Source organism: Citrobacter sp. Cpo074 (assembly GCF_030332745.1).
Classification (GTDB): Bacteria; Pseudomonadota; Gammaproteobacteria; order Enterobacterales; family Enterobacteriaceae; genus Citrobacter; species Citrobacter portucalensis.
Genome location: NZ_JAOWHG010000033.1, coordinates 59,139 through 75,952, shown reverse-complemented (window position 1 = coordinate 75,952; position 16,814 = coordinate 59,139). Strand labels below are relative to the sequence as shown.

The window sequence follows — 16,814 nt, the reverse complement described above, 5'->3', positions numbered from 1 at the left end:
AGCGCGGGCTTTCACATTATTTGAAGTGATTACATACGTTCTACGGTTTCGATACCCAGTGTATCCAGACCCAGCTTCAGGGTTTTCGCCGTCAGCTGTGCCAGCTTCAGTCGGCTGTTACGAATCTCTTCGTTTTCAGCGCTGAGAATAGGGCAGTGCTCGTAGAAGCCGGAGAAGAGACCAGCAACGTCGTACAAGTAAGCACACATCACGTGTGGCGTACCTTCACGCGCAACGACGGTCAACGTTTCTTCGAACTGCAACAGACGCGCCGCCAGTTGAGCCTCGCGATCTTCGCTGATAACGACCTGCGCATTTGCCAGCGCGCTTTCGTCGATATCTGCTTTACGGAACACGGACAGTACGCGGGTATAAGCGTACTGCATATATGGCGCGGTGTTACCTTCGAACGCCAGCATGTTGTCCCAGTCGAAGATGTAGTCGGTGGTACGGTTTTTGGACAGATCCGCATATTTCACTGCGCCGATACCGACCGCATTTGCCAGTTTTTCCAGTTCGTCGGCAGGCATGTCCGGGTTCTTCTCCGCGACCAGACGACGTGCGCGCTCCAGCGCTTCATCCAGCAGATCGGCCAGTTTAACCGTGCCGCCCGCGCGGGTTTTGAACGGTTTACCGTCTTTGCCCAGCATCATACCGAACATGTGGTGTTCCAGCGGCACTGAATCCGGCACATAACCGGCTTTACGTACGATGGTCCAGGCCTGCATTAAGTGCTGATGCTGGCGAGAGTCGATGTAATAAAGAACGCGATCGGCATGCAGGGTTTCGTAACGATACTTGGCGCAGGCGATGTCGGTTGTGGTGTAGAGATAGCCGCCATCTTTCTTCTGAATGATAACGCCCATCGGTTCGCCTTCCTTGTTCTTATACTCATCAAGGAATACGACGGTAGCGCCTTCGCTTTCAACAGCCAGCCCTTTCGCCTTCAGATCGGCGACGATGCCAGGTAGCATCGGGTTGTACAGGCTTTCGCCCATGACGTCGTCACGGGTCAGGGTAACGTTGAGGCGATCGTAGGTTAACTGGTTCTGCGACATGGTAATGTCGACCAGTTTGCGCCACATCTCACGGAAGTATTCGTCACCGCCTTGCAGTTTCACAACATAACTACGGGCGCGTTCCGCGAAGGCTTCATCTTCGTCGTAATGTTTTTTCGCATCACGGTAGAAACCTTCCAGGTCAGCCAGCGCCATCTCTCCGGCATTTTCCTGCTGCTGTTTTTCCAGCCATGCGATGAGCATACCGAACTGAGTACCCCAGTCGCCGACGTGGTTAGCGCGAATAACGTTGTGACCGAGGAACTCCAGCGTACGCACCGCCGCGTCACCGATGATGGTGGAACGCAGGTGACCAACGTGCATCTCTTTCGCTACGTTAGGCGCGGAGTAGTCAACCACGACGGTTTGTTTGGTCGGTTGAGTTACTCCCAGACGATCGGAAGCCAGCGCCTGCTGAACGTGCTGCGCCAGAAATGCCGGATCGAGAAAAATATTGATAAAGCCCGGGCCTGCAATTTCAACTTTGCTGGCAATCCCGTTGAGATCCAGATGAGTCAGCACCTGCTCAGCCAGTTGTCGCGGCGCCATACCCAGTTTTTTAGCGACAGCCATCATGCCGTTAGCTTGATAGTCGCCGAACTGTACTTTTGCTGACTGACGAACCTGCGGTTCGCAATCTGCAGGTGCGCCTGCAGCAATCATGGCCTGACTGACTTTTTCTGAGAGAAGAGCCTGAATATTCACCGGAATACCTTACATTTATGAAGCGGCCTAAAATTCACCGCACCAGTTTAAGAATTAAGGGCGGGAGTATACTGCAAATGCCCGTTGCCGTCAGCATTGTGTGTACCGCCAGTAGCCTGAAATATAAACAATGCAATGGCGTAAATTTATTCATGATGTGTTCGGAGAAAACAGCGGTTGGATGGCGCAGCGCAACAGAGTAAATTAGCGACTTTGAACATGGATATGAGCTTTTAATATGGCGAACTGGCAAACCGTTGCAGAACTACAGGATATTTCTGCAGATTTACCGCATTTCACGCAGGCATTAACGGAACTTTCTACCCGCCTTGGGCTGGATATCACAGGCCTGGAAGCCGATCACATTTCCTTGCGTTGCCATCAAAATACCACCGCAGAGCGCTGGCGTCGTGGGTTTGAACAGTGCGGTGAATTGTTGTCAGAAAACATTATCAACGGCAGACCTATTTGTCTTTTTAAACTGCATGAGCCGGTTTGTGTGCAACATTGGCAATTTTCCATCGTCGAACTGCCGTGGCCGGGCGAAAAACGCTACCCACATGAAGGCTGGGAACATATTGAAATTGTTCTGCCGGGAGAGCCGGAAACGCTGAATGCGCGAGCGCTGGCGCTGCTTTCCGATCACGGTCTGAGTCAACCGGGCATTTTTGTGAAAACCAGCTCGCCAAAAGGAGAGCGTGAGCGTTTACCGAATCCGACGCTGGCGGTTAGCGATGGTAGCGTGACGATAAAATTCCATCCGTGGTCGATTGAAACCATTGTGGCAAGCGAACGTCAGGAGTGAGCATGGCTATACTGGAAATCTGCTGTTACAGCATGGAGTGCGCGCGCACGGCGCAGCAAAACGGCGCGGATCGTATTGAACTATGCTCGGCACCCAAAGAAGGGGGCTTAACGCCGTCACTGGGTGTCTTGCGTTCCGTTCGCCAGCACATTTCGATTCCCGTCAATCCCATTATTCGCCCACGTGGAGGCGACTTTTGCTACACCGAAGGTGAATTTGCTGCAATGCTGGATGATATTGCGATGGTCAGGGAACTGGGATTCTCAGGGCTGGTGACCGGCATTTTAGATGTGGATGGCAATGTCGATATGCCGCGCATGGAGAAAATAATGATTGCCGCCGGTTCGCTGCAAGTCACTTTTCATCGGGCCTTTGATATGTGTGCTAACCCACTCAATGCGCTTAAAAAATTAGCTGATTTGGGCATTGCCAGAGTACTCACTTCAGGGCAAAAATCAGATGCGGCGCAAGGTTTAACAAAAATAATGGAACTTATTGCGCAGCCCGGTGCTCCAATCATTATGGCCGGAGCGGGGGTTCGCGCCTCGAATTTGTCCCTGTTCCTTGATGCTGGAGTGCAGGAAGTCCACAGTTCTGCCGGAGTATGGCTGGCTTCACCAATGCGTTATCGCAATTCGGGGTTGTCGATGTCTTCGGATGCGCAGGCGGATGAGTATTCGCGCTATGCGGTAGACGGGACGGCGGTTGCTGAAATGAAAGCAATCATTGCACACCATCAGGCCAGCTGATTTTACCGTTGCATCATGTCGCCCAATATGATGCTTGCTCGTACCAGGCCCCTGCAATTTCAACAGGGGCCTTTTTTTCTCCTTCATATTTCAAGCCGCAGCAGCGTTGGCCGCCTCGCGCACCCCGGTCACGTAGTTATCTACGCTCCCGGGGATTTGCTGCGTTGCCGCCTTGCTGCAACTTGAACTATTTTGGAGAAACGGTGCTATACGTAACGGTCATTCGGCATTCTATTACGGCTTACGCGCAATCAATACTGCACGTAATGGGGCGGGGTAGCCTTCCACCGTTTTGCTGTGGTCGTTCGGATCGAGGAAGTCGGCCAGCGACTCGGTTACCATCCACTCGGTGCGGCGTTGCTCTTCGGTGGTGGTGACGCAGACATCGGCGATGCGCACATCAACAAAACCGCATTTTTCCAGCCAGTTTTTTAAAGCCAACGCAGATGGAATAAAGTAGACGTTACGCATTTGCGCGTAGCGATCGCCCGGCACCAGAACGGTATTTTCATCACCTTCGACGACCAGCGTTTCCAGCACCAGCTCACCATCTTTAACCAACTGATCCTTCAACTGCCACAGATGTTCCAGCGGCGATCGGCGGTGATAAAGCACGCCCATGGAGAACACAGTGTCAAAGGCGTTTAGCGCTGGAAGTTGCTCAATACCCAGCGGCAGCAGGTGAGCACGCTGGTCATTGCCCAGCAGTTTACGTACCGCCTCAAACTGGCACAGAAACAGTTGCGTAGGATCGATCCCAACCGCCAGATGCGCTCCAGCGCCAATCATGCGCCACATGTGATAACCACTGCCACAGCCAACATCAAGAATGGTACGGCCGGTGAGATCAGACAAGTGCGGCAGAACGCGATCCCACTTCCAGTCGGAACGCCATTCGGTATCGATGTTGACGCCGTACAGCGAGTACGGTCCTTTACGCCATGGCATCAGGTTACGCATCAGGGTGTCGATGCGTTTAAGCTGGCCTTCGCTGAGCGGTTCTTTACTTTCAGCGGTAACGCTGTGTAGTAAATCCAGACGATGCGGCGTCAGCTCGGGCAGAAACTCGACGGCGTTTGACCATTGTTTAAATAAACCATGCTGATCGCGCTGCCAGGCAGCGATTTGCGCCGGAAGCGTTTCCAGCCAATGGGACAGATGATTTTTGGCAATCAACTGATAAAAGTTACCAAAATCGATCATGCGCCAACCTCAGCTTTCAACGCCACCAGAGAGCCAAAATTGAAGCACTGGAACCACAATTCGCTGTGCTCAAAGCCAGCCTGATGCAGTCGCGCTTTGTGCGTTTCTACCGAGTCGGTCAGCATCACGTTTTCCAGCATGCTGCGTTTCTGACTAATTTCCAGTTCGCTGTAGCCATTGGCCCGTTTGAAGTCGTGGTGCATGTTGAACAGCAGCTCGCCAACGTTAGCGTCTTCGAAACTGAATTTTTCAGACAGCACCAGCGCGCCGCCGGGATTCAACCCTTGATAAATCTTATCCAACAATGCCTGGCGCTCAGGTGGCTCAAGGAATTGCAGGGTAAAATTCAGCACCACCATCGAGGCGTTTTCGATAGTAATGTTGCGAATATCGCCTTCGACAACCTCAACCGGGGTCGGTGCCTTATAGGCATCAATATGACGACGGCAGCGCTCAACCATCGCCGGGGAGTTATCGACGGCAATAATTTTGCAATTCTCGTGATGAATATTGCGACGCACCGAGAGCGTCGCCGCGCCCAGAGAACAGCCCAGATCGTAGACCTGCGTGTTGGGTTGTACGAAACGTTCGGCCAGCATGCCAATCATAGAAATGATATTGGAATAGCCAGGAACGGAACGCTGGATCATATCCGGGAAGACTTCAGCTACCCGTTCATCAAAGGTCCAGTCACCCAGACTGGCGATAGGCGCAGAAAAAAGCGTGTCGCGGTGAGACATAACGTAAAAATCCGGGAAAAATAAAGTGGCGTATTGTGCGCTAATGCAGGGAGAAAACCAACTCCCAGGGCATATACCAAAGATTCGCCAGCACCATTAGCAACAGCGAACACCAGGTTGCGCTCATGCCTGAACGGCGCCAGCGGAAGAGCCGGTGGTGGAATCCGTAATAATGCATCAGTCGTCCGGCAATCAACATCAGCCCGCAAATATGCACCATCCACGTCTCTGCGCCGTTCATTTCCATAAATAACAGCAGCACTAACGCGACGGGAATATATTCCACCGCATTACCGTGAATGCGGATAGCGCTTTGCAGTTCACTAAAACCTCCATCGCCATAGGCAACGCGATATTGCATGCGCAGGCGAACGACGTCAAAGGAGAACTTTATTAACAATAACGCACCCAATACGGCATAAAGCGCGCTTACCATACAAACTCCCTTTACTCGTCATACTTCAAGTTGCATGCGTGGTGGCTGTACTCGCTCCCCTCAGTCACTTACTAATGTAAGCTCCTGAGGATTCTCTCCCTTGCCATCTTCCTGCAACTCGAATTATTTAGAGTACGGTTGGGTTGATGGCACTGACTATGATAGGTGGCATTTTCAGAAAAGAGAAGATTGCTGTGGAATAGAGGGTGCTGATCCGATCTCTGGCAGGGCGCTGCGTAAATCTGCCCATAGCGTATCAACAAGCTCCGGGGCCTGCGCGATGTCCGGCGTATGCAAAAACAGATACGGCGTCGTGGTGCGTTGCCATAGCGATAGCTTGGTCAGCCAGACGGCAAAAAGCTCGCTGTTTTGTGCCATATTATCGCTACCGATAAAGCGTACCATCGGATGGTTTGCCGTCACCACCGCATGCACCGGAACCTTCGGTTTCTTGCGCTGGGCGTCACGTATTGCTTCAGTATGCGGGATTGCGGCATGCACCGGGCGGCTGTCCAGAATCACCCGGTTTACTCCGCGCTCGTGTAAACCGCGATTAAATAGCTGCTCGGCTTCGCCTTTGGCAAAGAAGTCTGGATGGCGAACTTCCACACCGTAGGTAAAGGAATTCGGGAGCACATCGAGAAACTGCCACAGGGCAGGCAGATCGCGTGGGCCAAAAGTCGCAGGTAATTGCAGCCAGTATTGTCCAATGCGCGATTCCAGCGGCGACATGCGCGTAAAAAATTCCTGTACCAGGTCATCACAATTACGCAGCGCAGCCTGATGCGAAATGGTCGCCGGAAATTTAAAACAAAATCGAAACGCATCGGTGGTCTGTGCCTGCCAGCGGGCAACAATATCGGATTTAGGCAGCGCATACAGCGTGGTATTGCCCTCCACGCAGTTAAAGTGGCGGGCATACTCTTCAAGGCTGGTGATCCCCAGACGCACCCATTTTGGATGCGACCACTGGGGTAAACCGATATAAATCATAGCGCTTGCAGAATCTCCTCCACGCTGCGAACGCGCGCAATGCGCGGGAAAATGTGGGTCATGCTGGCCTGGTGTTGCTCAGCACTGGCGGCGCTACAGGCATCTTCTGCAATGATAAGACTGAAACCCAGCTCCCACGCATTTCGCGCCGTTGACTCCACGCCAATGTTTGTGGAAATGCCGCACAGGACGATGGTATCGATGCCCCGACGACGCAGCTGTAGCTCCAGATCGGTGCCGTAGAACGCGCCCCACTGGCGCTTGGTGACTTCGAGATCGCTGGCGCATTTCCCCAGAGCTGCCGGGTAATCCCACCAGTTTTCAGGCAACGCTTTAGCCGGAGTTTGCGCATCAACCGGTTGTTTCAGCGCTTCGGCGTAATCGTCAGACCAGCCGACGCGCACCATTACCACCGGGGAACCGTGGGCACGGAATTTTTCCGCCAACTGCGCGGCGCGGGTAACCACATCATGTGCCGTATGAGGGCCGCCAGCGAAAGGCAGGATCCCTTCCTGTAAATCAATTACGACAAGGGCGGTTGTTTTAGCGTTCAATTCCAGCATGGTCACTCCAGTAATAAAAGAATTCCGTTACACCTTAATCGCGAATCAGTGTGAAAGGGGCGACAATTTTTGTTATTTTTTGTGAGATTACGCAATGCCCGTCCAGGAAACAGGCGTACAGTCAGTACCGGACTGAGAGTCTATCCCAGTAGGCTCTTATCGTGCGGCAGAATTTCCAGTATAATAGCCGCCTTTTTTCATTCAGTTGTGACATTCAGCTAAAGCTGCGACTTCGTCATCTGCGAGACAGGTGACAATCCGCCTGCGGCAAAGTTAAGGGATATCTCATGCGTACAGAATATTGCGGACAGCTACGTCTGTCCCACGAGGGGCAGCAGGTGACTCTGTGTGGTTGGGTCAACCGTCGTCGTGATCTTGGTAGCCTGATCTTTATCGATATGCGCGACCGCGAAGGTATCGTGCAGGTATTTTTCGATCCGGACCGTGCGGACGCGTTAAAGCTGGCCTCCGAACTGCGTAATGAGTTCTGCATCCAGGTTACGGGCACCGTGCGTGCGCGTGACGCGAAAAACGTCAACGCCGATATGGCGACGGGCGAAATTGAAGTGCTGGCCTCCGATCTGACCATCATCAACCGTTCAGACTCGCTGCCGTTGGACTCTAACCACGTCAACACCGAAGAAGCGCGACTGAAGTATCGCTATTTAGATCTGCGTCGCCCTGAAATGGCGCAGCGCCTGAAAACGCGTGCCAAAATCACCAGTCTGGTGCGTCGTTTTATGGACGACCACGGCTTCCTCGACATCGAAACACCGATGCTGACCAAAGCGACGCCGGAAGGCGCGCGCGATTACCTGGTACCTTCTCGCGTACATAAAGGTAAATTCTACGCGCTGCCGCAATCACCTCAGTTGTTTAAACAGCTGCTGATGATGTCTGGCTTTGACCGCTACTATCAGATCGTTAAATGCTTCCGTGATGAAGACTTACGTGCTGACCGTCAGCCTGAATTTACCCAGATCGACGTTGAGACTTCCTTCATGACCGCACCGCAGGTGCGTGAAGTGATGGAAGCGCTGGTGCGTAATCTGTGGCTGGAAGTGAAAGGTGTCGATCTGGGTGATTTCCCGATCATGACCTTTGCCGAAGCTGAGCGTCGTTACGGTTCCGATAAACCAGACCTGCGTAACCCGATGGAGCTGGTTGACGTCGCCGATCTGGTGAAAGACGTTGAGTTCGCAGTGTTCTCTGGCCCGGCAAACGATGCGAAAGGCCGCGTAGCTGCTCTGCGTGTACCGGGCGGTGCTGCGCTGAGCCGTAAGCAGATCGACGATTACGGTAACTTTATCAAGATTTACGGCGCGAAAGGCCTGGCTTACATCAAAGTCACCGAACGTGCGAAAGGTCTGGAAGGTATTACCAGCCCAGTAGCTAAGTTCCTGAACGCAGAAATTGTGGAAGCGATTCTGGCACGTACCGGTGCACAAGACGGCGACATGATTTTCTTCGGTGCCGACAACAAGAAAGTGGTTGCCGACGCGATGGGCGCGCTGCGTCTGAAACTGGGTAAAGACCTGAACATCACCGACGAAGCCAAATGGGCGCCGCTGTGGGTTATCGACTTCCCAATGTTTGAAGACGATGGTGAAGGCGGCCTGACCGCAATGCACCACCCGTTCACCGCGCCGAAAGATATGACGGCCGCTGAGCTGAAAGCAGCGCCGGAAGACGCGGTTGCCAACGCGTACGATATGGTCATCAACGGCTACGAAGTAGGCGGCGGTTCCGTGCGCATTCACAACGGCGACATGCAGCAAACCGTATTCGGTATTCTGGGCATTAATGAGCAAGAACAGCGTGAGAAATTCGGCTTCCTGCTGGATGCGCTAAAATATGGTACACCGCCGCATGCGGGCCTGGCGTTTGGTCTGGACCGTCTGACTATGCTGTTGACCGGTACTGACAACATTCGTGACGTTATTGCTTTCCCGAAAACCACGGCTGCAGCGTGTCTGATGACTGAAGCGCCAAGCTTTGCCAACGCAGCTGCGCTGGCGGAACTGAGCATTCAGGTTGTTAAGAAGGCCGAGAATAACTGATATGACATATAAACAGCCTGTCTCGGTGTTAGTCGTGATTTATGCAAAGGACACCGGGAGAGTGCTGATGTTACAGCGACGCGACGATCCTGATTTCTGGCAGTCGGTCACCGGCAGCCTTGAAGAAGGTGAAACCGCGTCGCAAGCCGCTATGCGCGAAGTAAAGGAAGAGGTCGCCATTGATGTTGCATCTGAGCAACTGACCTTAATTGACTGTCAGCGCACGGTGGAGTTTGAGATTTTTAGCCATTTACGTCATCGCTATGCACCGGGAATTGAACGTAATACTGAATCCTGGTTTTGCCTGGCACTTCCCTCAGAACGAGAGATCGTGTTCACCGAACATCTGACCTATCGTTGGGTTAATGCGGTTGAAGCCGCCCAATTAACCAAGTCGTGGAGTAACCGGCAGGCGATTGAAGAGTTTGTAATTAACGTCGCCTGAAAAGGCGCGCTTTTTGGAGATATTATTTATGGCAGGTCATAGTAAATGGGCCAACACCAGACACCGTAAAGCAGCGCAGGATGCTAAACGCGGTAAAATTTTCACCAAAATAATTCGTGAGCTGGTGACGGCGGCTAAACTGGGCGGCGGCGATCCGGATGCTAACCCGCGTCTGCGTGCAGCGGTTGATAAGGCGCTGGCTAACAACATGACCCGTGACACCCTGAACCGTGCAATCGCGCGCGGTGTGGGTGGTGATGAAGATTCCAACATGGAAACCATCATCTATGAAGGTTACGGTCCTGGCGGTACAGCCGTTATGATTGAATGTCTGTCTGACAACCGTAACCGTACCGTTGCGGAAGTGCGTCACGCGTTCACGAAAACGGGTGGTAACCTCGGTACCGACGGTTCCGTGGCTTATCTGTTCAGCAAAAAAGGCGTGATCTCCTTTGAACAGGGCGACGAAGACGCCATCATGGAAGCGGCGCTGGAAGCAGGTGCTGAAGACGTTGTGACCTTCGACGACGGCGCAATTGACGTTTACACCGCGTGGGAAGAGATGGGCAAAGTGCGTGACGCGCTGGAAGCGGCTGGTCTGAAAGCGGACGCAGCTGAAGTGTCTATGATCCCATCCACCAAAGCGGATATGGATGCAGAAACAGCGCCGAAGCTGATGCGTCTGATCGATATGCTGGAAGACTGCGACGACGTGCAGGAAGTTTACCACAACGGTGAAATCTCCGATGAGGTTGCTGCCACCTTAGAATGATGTGGTTAAGCCATAAAATAACAGGAGATGCGTGATGTCTATTATTCTCGGCATTGACCCGGGGTCTCGCATCACCGGTTATGGCGTTATTCGTCAGGTCGGCAGGCAGCTGACCTACCTCGGCAGCGGCTGCATTCGCACCAAAGTCGACGATCTCCCGTCACGTCTGAAGTTGATTTACGCGGGCGTGACGGAAATCATCACCCAGTTTCAGCCGGACTATTTTGCCATTGAGCAGGTTTTTATGGCGAAGAACGCCGACTCGGCGCTAAAGCTGGGACAGGCTCGCGGCGTGGCAATCGTTGCGGCGACCAATCAGGATCTACCGGTCTTTGAATACGCGGCCCGCCAGGTAAAACAGACCGTGGTGGGGATCGGTAGCGCGGAAAAAAGCCAGGTCCAGCATATGGTACGCACGCTGCTAAAACTCCCGGCGAATCCGCAAGCGGATGCCGCGGATGCGCTGGCGATTGCCATTACCCACTGCCATGTCAGTCAGAACGCCATGCAAATGAGCGAGTCGAGGCTGAATTTGGCGCGAGGTCGGTTACGTTAGTGACAAATGAGGCTGGATATCTATCCAGCCTTTTTTTATGATAGCGCATTACCTTTTAGCCCTTAACGCAGGAGCGTCACGTGATAGGCAGACTCAGAGGCATCATTCTTGAAAAACAACCCCCGCTGGTCCTTCTGGAAACGGGCGGGGTAGGCTATGAAGTGCATATGCCGATGACCTGTTTCTACGAGTTGCCGGAAGCCGGGCAAGAAGCGATTATTTTCACCCATTTTGTGGTGCGAGAAGATGCTCAGCTATTGTATGGCTTTAACAACAAGCAAGAGCGCACGCTGTTTAAAGAGTTAATCAAAACCAATGGCGTGGGGCCGAAGCTGGCGCTGGCGATCCTCTCCGGTATGTCTGCTCAGCAGTTCGTTAATGCCGTAGAGCGCGAAGAGCTGGGCGCGCTGGTGAAATTACCGGGTATTGGTAAGAAAACCGCAGAACGCCTGATTGTAGAAATGAAAGACCGCTTTAAAGGTTTGCATGGTGATCTCTTTACACCTGCAGCGGATCTGGTCCTGACGTCTCCGGCAAGCCCGACAACGGACGACGCCGAGCAGGAAGCGGTTGCTGCGCTGGTGGCGTTGGGCTATAAACCACAGGAAGCCAGCCGCATGGTGAGCAAAATTGCCCGCCCTGATGCCAGCAGTGAAACCCTGATTCGTGAAGCGCTTCGCGCGGCATTGTGAGGTAAAGGATGATTGAAGCAGATCGCCTGATTTCGGCTGTCAGCACTACCCCTGAAGATCTGGTGGATCGTGCGATTCGCCCAAAATTGCTGGAAGAGTATATTGGCCAGCCTCAGGTTCGTTCGCAAATGGAGATTTTTATCCAGGCGGCGAAGCTGCGCGGTGATGCTCTCGATCACCTGCTGATTTTCGGTCCTCCTGGTCTTGGTAAAACTACGCTTGCCAATATTGTCGCCAATGAAATGGGCGTTAATCTGCGTACCACGTCCGGTCCGGTACTGGAAAAAGCGGGTGATCTGGCGGCAATGCTTACCAACCTTGAACCCCACGATGTGCTGTTTATCGATGAAATTCATCGTCTGTCACCGGTGGTGGAAGAGGTGCTGTATCCGGCGATGGAAGATTATCAGCTGGATATCATGATTGGTGAAGGACCGGCTGCCCGTTCGATTAAGATCGATCTGCCGCCGTTCACGCTAATCGGGGCGACGACGCGCGCCGGGTCGTTAACCTCTCCGCTGCGTGACCGTTTTGGTATTGTGCAGCGCCTGGAGTTCTATCAGGTGGCAGACCTGCAGCACATTGTTGGGCGTAGCGCACGCTTTATGGGCCTGGAAATGAGCGATGAAGGCGCGCTGGAAGTGGCACGCCGCGCCCGCGGTACGCCGCGTATCGCCAACCGTTTATTACGCCGGGTACGCGATTTCGCTGAAGTGAAGCATGACGGCACGATTTCGGCTGATATTGCCGCCCAGGCACTGGATATGCTCAATGTGGATGCGGAAGGATTCGATTATATGGACCGTAAGCTGCTGCTGGCGGTTATCGATAAATTCTTTGGCGGGCCGGTAGGACTGGATAACCTGGCAGCGGCGATTGGGGAAGAGCGTGAAACCATTGAGGACGTGCTGGAGCCGTATCTGATTCAACAAGGTTTTCTACAACGTACGCCGCGTGGACGTATGGCAACCGTGCGCGCCTGGAACCATTTTGGCATTACACCGCCACAGATGCCTTAATGCCTGATGTCGCGACGCTCATCAGGCCTGGGCGATTTTGTAGGCCCGGTAAGCGCAGCGCCACCGGGCAACGCATGCTTAGCTCGCTTGCTTTTTCATCATGCTGAAAATAAACAGCAGCGCGGCGCACAGCACCACGGAAGGACCAGCCGGGGTGTCATAGAAGGCCGAGAAGGTCAGCCCGCCTGTAACCGCTATCATTCCCACTCCAACGGCAACCCCTGCCATCTGCTCCGGCGTACGGGCAAAGCGACGGGCGGTCGCCGCAGGGATGATAAGCAGTGAGGTGATAATCAGAGCCCCGACAAACTTCATCGCCACGCCAATCGTTAACGCCGTAACCAGCATCAGCAGCAGCTTCACGCGTTGCAGCTTCACGCCATCGACAAATGCCAGATCCGGACTGATGGTCATCGACAGCAGGTTACGCCACTGCCAGAACAGAATCGCCAGAACAATAACCACGCCGATGGCGATGGAGATAAGATCTTCTGGCGTCACGGCGAGCAAATCACCAAACAGGTAAGCCATCAGATCCACACGGATGTTGGACATCAGGCTGACAACAACCAGCCCCAATGACAACGCGCTGTGCGCCATAATACCCAGCAAGGTATCGATCGCAAGGTGAGGGCGCTTCTCCAGCCATACCAGACCGCCAGCCAGCAACAGGGTGACGGCGATAACCGCATAGAAAGGGTTTACATCCAGCAGCAGGCCAAAGGCGACTCCCAGCAGCGAAGCGTGGGCCAGCGTATCACCGAAATAAGACATTCGACGCCAGACTACAAACGAGCCGAGTGGGCCAGCGGCACAGGCCAGCATGATCCCGGCTAACCAACCGGGTAATAACAATTCAATCATGAGTGACCATTTCCCCGGCGTAAGACGATACGACCCTGTAAATCGTGGCGGTGATTGTGATTATGACGGTAAATTCCGAGTTGTTCGGCGCCGCGTTGCCCGAACATTGAGATGAATTCCGGGTGCATAGAAACCACTTCCGGCGCACCGGAACAGCAAATATGATGGTTCAGGCACAGTACCTCATCGGTTTTGGCCATCACCAGATGCAGGTCATGGGAAACCATCAGTACGGCGCAATCCAGTTCACGTCGCAACTGGTCTATAAGGTCGTACAGTGCGACCTGCCCATTGACATCCACGCCCTGGGTTGGTTCATCGAGCACCAGTAGCTGAGGTTTATTCAATAAAGCACGGGCCAACAGGACGCGTTGCGTTTCCCCGCCAGAGAGCTTTTGCATCGGCGCATCCATCAGATGCCCGGCCTGAACGCGCTTCAGTGCCGGAAGGATATCCTCTTTTTTGGTGCCGGGACGTAAGCGCATAAACCGACTTACCGTCAGTGGCAGCGTAGTATCTAGGTACAGTTTTTGCGGTACATAGCCAATCCGCAATTGACCATTACGCTTGATTACTCCCTCATCAGCCGCTACCAGCCCTAATACAACGCGCACCAGCGTAGACTTCCCGGCACCATTTGGGCCGAGAAGCGTTAAAATTTTACCGGGTCGAAGTTCAAGCGATACGTCAGACAGGACGCGGCGTTGACCATAAGAGACCGAGACATTTTCCAGTGAAACCAAAGTCGTCATATCAATTTTAGTCTTGCAGAAGTTATAGAATGTTATAATATCACATTTCTTACATTCATTACGATGATTGGTCGCATTATGTTACATAAAAATACGCTTCTTTTCGCAGCATTATCCGCTGCTCTTTGGGGTAGTGCAACACAGGCAGCAAATGCCGCTGTGGTGGCCTCACTCAAGCCGCTGGGGTTTATTGCTTCAGCCATTGCAGACGGGGTAACAGACACTGAGGTTCTCCTGCCTGACGGGGCTTCCGAACATGACTATTCACTGCGTCCATCAGACGTAAAACGCTTACAGGGCGCGGACTTAGTTGTTTGGATTGGACCTGAGATGGAAGCGTTTATGGAAAAGTCAGTCAAGAATATTCCTAACGCGAAACAGGTAACGATTGCGCAGCTCAATGACGTGAAACCGTTACTCATGAAAGGTGCCGATGACGACGATGACGATCATGGACACAATGATGCTGGCGGTGAAAAAAGTGACGAGCATCACCATCATGGCGATTACAACATGCATCTTTGGCTTTCCCCAGAGATAGCGCGGGCCTCAGCGGTTGCAATCCATGAAAAATTAGTGGAACTTATGCCGCAAAGTCGAGCCAAACTTGACGCCAACCTGAAGGATTTTGAGGCACAATTAGCCGCAACCGATAAGCAGGTAGGTAACGAGCTCGCACCGCTCAAGGGAAAAGGTTATTTCGTTTTTCATGACGCCTATGGCTACTACGAAAAACACTACGGACTAACACCGCTTGGTCACTTTACCGTGAACCCTGAGATTCAACCTGGTGCGCAGCGTTTACATGAAATAAGAACACAGTTGGTTGAGCAAAAAGCAACCTGCGTTTTTGCTGAGCCACAGTTCAGGCCAGCGGTCGTTGAAGCCGTCGCGAGAGGGACATCCGTTCGAATGGGAACGTTGGATCCGCTCGGAACGAATATCAAACTGGGTAAAACAAGCTATTCAGCGTTTTTGAACCAATTAGCCAACCAGTATGCGAGCTGCCTGAAAGGAGATTAATGAGGAAGTGAATACGTGCAACAGATAGCCCGCTCTGTCGCTCTGGCATTTAATAATCTGCCGCGACCCCATCGCGTTATGCTGGGGTCGCTTACCGTACTGACATTGGCCGTCGCCGTCTGGCGGCCTTATGTTTACCATCCCGATTCTGCACCCATCGTTAAAACTATCGAGCTGGAAAAAAGCGAAATTCGTTCACTGTTGCCTGAGGCCAGTGAACCTATCGATCAGGCCGCGCAGGAAGACGAAGCCATTCCGCAGGATGAACTGGATGACAAAACGTCTGGTGAAGCCGGCGTGCATGAGTATGTCGTCTCTACAGGTGATACGCTGAGCAGTATTCTTAATCAGTACGGCATCGATATGGGTGACATCAGTCAGCTCGCTGCTTCTGATAAAGAACTACGCAATCTGAAAATTGGTCAGCAGTTATCCTGGACCTTAAGCGCGGAAGGTGACCTGCAGCGTCTGACCTGGGAAGTGTCCCGCCGTGAAACCCGCACTTACGATCGTACTGCGACAGGTTTCAAAATGAGCAGCGAAATGCAGCAGGGCGATTGGGTTAACAGCCGTATCAAAGGCACGGTGGGCGGAAGCTTCGTCGCCAGCGCCAAAGAGGCCGGACTGACCAGCTCTGAAATCAGCGCAGTGATTAAGGCCATGCAGTGGCAGATGGATTTCCGCAAACTGAAAAAAGGCGATGAGTTCTCTGTGCTGATGTCTCGCGAAATGCTGGACGGTAAGCGCGAGCAAAGCCAACTGCTGGGCGTGCGTTTACGTTCTGAAGGCAAAGACTATTACGCCATCCGTGCTGAAGATGGTAAGTTCTATGACCGTAACGGTACCGGACTGGCGAAAGGCTTCATGCGTTTCCCGACGGCGAAACAGTTCCGCATCTCCTCGAACTTTAACCCGCGTCGCCTGAATCCGGTGACTGGACGCGTAGCGCCGCACAAAGGTGTCGACTTTGCGATGCCGCAGGGGACGCCGGTACTGTCGGTAGGCGATGGTGAAGTGGTTGTAGCGAAGCGTAGCGGCGCTGCCGGATACTATGTTGCGGTTCGTCATGGTCGCACCTACACCACCCGTTATATGCACCTGCGTAAGCTGTTGGTGAAACCAGGTCAAAAAGTGAAACGTGGCGATCGTATCGCGCTGTCAGGTAACACCGGGCGTTCAACAGGTCCGCATCTGCACTACGAAGTGTGGATCAACCAGCAGGCCGTGAACCCTCTGACGGCGAAACTGCCGCGTACAGAAGGTCTGACCGGCTCGGATCGCACCGATTATCTGGCGCAGGTGAAAGAAGTTATGCCTCAGCTACGTTTTGATTAATTAGCACACTGATAAAGCCGGTACGCGATGCGTGCCGGCTTTTT

18 protein-coding genes are annotated in these 16,814 nt (G+C 53.1%); 10 read left to right on the top strand and 8 right to left on the bottom strand.

What is annotated here, in order from left to right:
* Nucleotides 1-29: 29 nt before the first annotated feature.
* The gene (gene argS / locus OGX83_RS14630; RefSeq protein WP_149282004.1) at nucleotides 30-1,763 is read right to left on the bottom strand and encodes an arginine--tRNA ligase; all 1,734 of its coding nucleotides are present in this window, start codon (nucleotides 1,761-1,763) and stop codon (nucleotides 30-32) included.
* Nucleotides 1,764-2,001: 238 nt separating this feature from the next.
* On the opposite strand from argS, the gene OGX83_RS14625 reads away from it, so the two are divergent.
* Together OGX83_RS14625 and cutC are read left to right on the top strand one after the other, a co-directional pair.
* A complete protein-coding gene (locus tag OGX83_RS14625; protein ID WP_198802439.1) occupies nucleotides 2,002-2,568 on the top strand; it encodes a VOC family protein in 567 nt (188 codons plus the stop codon).
* Nucleotides 2,569-2,570: 2 nt separating this feature from the next.
* Nucleotides 2,571-3,317, top strand: coding sequence for a copper homeostasis protein CutC (gene cutC / locus OGX83_RS14620; RefSeq protein WP_020996630.1), 747 nt, complete (start codon nucleotides 2,571-2,573; stop codon nucleotides 3,315-3,317).
* Nucleotides 3,318-3,551: 234 nt separating this feature from the next.
* Here the strand turns inward: cutC and cmoB are convergent, their stop codons facing one another.
* The 5 genes from cmoB to OGX83_RS14595 form a co-directional block, all read right to left on the bottom strand.
* Nucleotides 3,552-4,520 (bottom strand): tRNA 5-methoxyuridine(34)/uridine 5-oxyacetic acid(34) synthase CmoB, encoded by a 969-nt coding sequence (gene cmoB, locus OGX83_RS14615; RefSeq protein WP_003833851.1) that lies wholly within the window; start codon nucleotides 4,518-4,520, stop codon nucleotides 3,552-3,554.
* Complete coding sequence (gene cmoA / locus OGX83_RS14610) at nucleotides 4,517-5,260, bottom strand: carboxy-S-adenosyl-L-methionine synthase CmoA (RefSeq protein WP_008785057.1); 744 nt, start codon at nucleotides 5,258-5,260, stop codon at nucleotides 4,517-4,519. The genes cmoB and cmoA overlap by 4 nt, the downstream gene beginning before the upstream one ends.
* Before the next feature lie 40 nt (nucleotides 5,261-5,300).
* Nucleotides 5,301-5,696, bottom strand: a complete 396-nt coding sequence (locus OGX83_RS14605) for an MAPEG family protein (RefSeq protein ID WP_003833847.1) — start codon at nucleotides 5,694-5,696, stop codon at nucleotides 5,301-5,303.
* A gap of 174 nt (nucleotides 5,697-5,870) precedes the next feature.
* On the bottom strand, nucleotides 5,871-6,689 hold the full coding sequence (locus OGX83_RS14600; protein ID WP_048235199.1) for a DUF72 domain-containing protein: 819 nt from the start codon (nucleotides 6,687-6,689) through the stop codon (nucleotides 5,871-5,873).
* On the bottom strand, nucleotides 6,686-7,252 hold the full coding sequence (locus OGX83_RS14595) for a hydrolase (protein WP_111465441.1): 567 nt from the start codon (nucleotides 7,250-7,252) through the stop codon (nucleotides 6,686-6,688). The genes OGX83_RS14600 and OGX83_RS14595 overlap by 4 nt, the downstream gene beginning before the upstream one ends.
* A 287-nt stretch (nucleotides 7,253-7,539) precedes the next feature.
* Between OGX83_RS14595 and aspS the strand changes: the two genes are divergently transcribed.
* The 6 genes from aspS to ruvB all read left to right on the top strand — a co-directional run bounded on the left by aspS (nucleotide 7,540) and on the right by ruvB (nucleotide 12,796).
* A complete protein-coding gene (gene aspS, locus OGX83_RS14590) occupies nucleotides 7,540-9,312 on the top strand; it encodes an aspartate--tRNA ligase (RefSeq protein ID WP_003833841.1) in 1,773 nt (590 codons plus the stop codon).
* 1 nt (nucleotide 9,313) lies between these two features.
* Nucleotides 9,314-9,757, top strand: coding sequence for a dihydroneopterin triphosphate diphosphatase (nudB, locus tag OGX83_RS14585; protein ID WP_003034863.1), 444 nt, complete (start codon nucleotides 9,314-9,316; stop codon nucleotides 9,755-9,757).
* Between the two features lie 28 nt (nucleotides 9,758-9,785).
* Nucleotides 9,786-10,529, top strand: coding sequence for a YebC/PmpR family DNA-binding transcriptional regulator (locus tag OGX83_RS14580; RefSeq protein WP_003833836.1), 744 nt, complete (start codon nucleotides 9,786-9,788; stop codon nucleotides 10,527-10,529).
* A 34-nt stretch (nucleotides 10,530-10,563) separates the two neighbouring features.
* Complete coding sequence (ruvC, locus tag OGX83_RS14575; protein WP_003034867.1) at nucleotides 10,564-11,085, top strand: crossover junction endodeoxyribonuclease RuvC; 522 nt, start codon at nucleotides 10,564-10,566, stop codon at nucleotides 11,083-11,085.
* Nucleotides 11,086-11,165: 80 nt separating this feature from the next.
* Entirely contained in the window at nucleotides 11,166-11,777 is a 612-nt protein-coding gene (gene ruvA, locus OGX83_RS14570; protein ID WP_043016727.1) for a Holliday junction branch migration protein RuvA, read from the top strand.
* A gap of 8 nt (nucleotides 11,778-11,785) precedes the next feature.
* Nucleotides 11,786-12,796 carry a Holliday junction branch migration DNA helicase RuvB gene (ruvB, locus tag OGX83_RS14565; protein WP_003034872.1) on the top strand — a complete coding sequence of 337 codons (1,011 nt, stop codon included), beginning with the start codon at nucleotides 11,786-11,788 and terminating at the stop codon, nucleotides 12,794-12,796.
* A 78-nt stretch (nucleotides 12,797-12,874) separates the two neighbouring features.
* Here the strand turns inward: ruvB and znuB are convergent, their stop codons facing one another.
* Both znuB and znuC read right to left on the bottom strand, forming a co-directional pair.
* Nucleotides 12,875-13,660 carry a zinc ABC transporter permease subunit ZnuB gene (gene znuB / locus OGX83_RS14560; protein WP_003034874.1) on the bottom strand — a complete coding sequence of 262 codons (786 nt, stop codon included), beginning with the start codon at nucleotides 13,658-13,660 and terminating at the stop codon, nucleotides 12,875-12,877.
* On the bottom strand, nucleotides 13,657-14,412 hold the full coding sequence (gene znuC / locus OGX83_RS14555; RefSeq protein WP_003833829.1) for a zinc ABC transporter ATP-binding protein ZnuC: 756 nt from the start codon (nucleotides 14,410-14,412) through the stop codon (nucleotides 13,657-13,659). The genes znuB and znuC overlap by 4 nt, the downstream gene beginning before the upstream one ends.
* A gap of 78 nt (nucleotides 14,413-14,490) precedes the next feature.
* Between znuC and znuA the strand changes: the two genes are divergently transcribed.
* Both znuA and mepM read left to right on the top strand, forming a co-directional pair.
* Nucleotides 14,491-15,435, top strand: coding sequence for a zinc ABC transporter substrate-binding protein ZnuA (znuA, locus tag OGX83_RS14550; RefSeq protein WP_048225779.1), 945 nt, complete (start codon nucleotides 14,491-14,493; stop codon nucleotides 15,433-15,435).
* Between the two features lie 15 nt (nucleotides 15,436-15,450).
* The gene (gene mepM, locus OGX83_RS14545; RefSeq protein WP_003833825.1) at nucleotides 15,451-16,770 is read left to right on the top strand and encodes a murein DD-endopeptidase MepM; all 1,320 of its coding nucleotides are present in this window, start codon (nucleotides 15,451-15,453) and stop codon (nucleotides 16,768-16,770) included.
* Nucleotides 16,771-16,814 lie beyond the last annotated feature (44 nt).

What these genes read in the sequence shown, in the direction of transcription:
- OGX83_RS14625 (WP_198802439.1), top strand. Translation starts at nt 2,002, where the DNA reads ATGGCGAACTGGCAAACCGTTGCAGAACTACAGGATATTTCTGCAGAT.
- cutC (WP_020996630.1), top strand. Translation starts at nt 2,571, where the DNA reads ATGGCTATACTGGAAATCTGCTGTTACAGCATGGAGTGCGCGCGCACG.
- cmoB (WP_003833851.1), bottom strand. Translation starts at nt 4,520, where the DNA reads ATGATCGATTTTGGTAACTTTTATCAGTTGATTGCCAAAAATCATCTG.
- cmoA (WP_008785057.1), bottom strand. Translation starts at nt 5,260, where the DNA reads ATGTCTCACCGCGACACGCTTTTTTCTGCGCCTATCGCCAGTCTGGGT.
- OGX83_RS14605 (WP_003833847.1), bottom strand. Translation starts at nt 5,696, where the DNA reads ATGGTAAGCGCGCTTTATGCCGTATTGGGTGCGTTATTGTTAATAAAG.
- OGX83_RS14600 (WP_048235199.1), bottom strand. Translation starts at nt 6,689, where the DNA reads ATGATTTATATCGGTTTACCCCAGTGGTCGCATCCAAAATGGGTGCGT.
- OGX83_RS14595 (WP_111465441.1), bottom strand. Translation starts at nt 7,252, where the DNA reads ATGCTGGAATTGAACGCTAAAACAACCGCCCTTGTCGTAATTGATTTA.
- aspS (WP_003833841.1), top strand. Translation starts at nt 7,540, where the DNA reads ATGCGTACAGAATATTGCGGACAGCTACGTCTGTCCCACGAGGGGCAG.
- nudB (WP_003034863.1), top strand. Translation starts at nt 9,314, where the DNA reads ATGACATATAAACAGCCTGTCTCGGTGTTAGTCGTGATTTATGCAAAG.
- OGX83_RS14580 (WP_003833836.1), top strand. Translation starts at nt 9,786, where the DNA reads ATGGCAGGTCATAGTAAATGGGCCAACACCAGACACCGTAAAGCAGCG.
- ruvC (WP_003034867.1), top strand. Translation starts at nt 10,564, where the DNA reads ATGTCTATTATTCTCGGCATTGACCCGGGGTCTCGCATCACCGGTTAT.
- ruvB (WP_003034872.1), top strand. Translation starts at nt 11,786, where the DNA reads ATGATTGAAGCAGATCGCCTGATTTCGGCTGTCAGCACTACCCCTGAA.
- znuB (WP_003034874.1), bottom strand. Translation starts at nt 13,660, where the DNA reads ATGATTGAATTGTTATTACCCGGTTGGTTAGCCGGGATCATGCTGGCC.
- znuC (WP_003833829.1), bottom strand. Translation starts at nt 14,412, where the DNA reads ATGACGACTTTGGTTTCACTGGAAAATGTCTCGGTCTCTTATGGTCAA.
- znuA (WP_048225779.1), top strand. Translation starts at nt 14,491, where the DNA reads ATGTTACATAAAAATACGCTTCTTTTCGCAGCATTATCCGCTGCTCTT.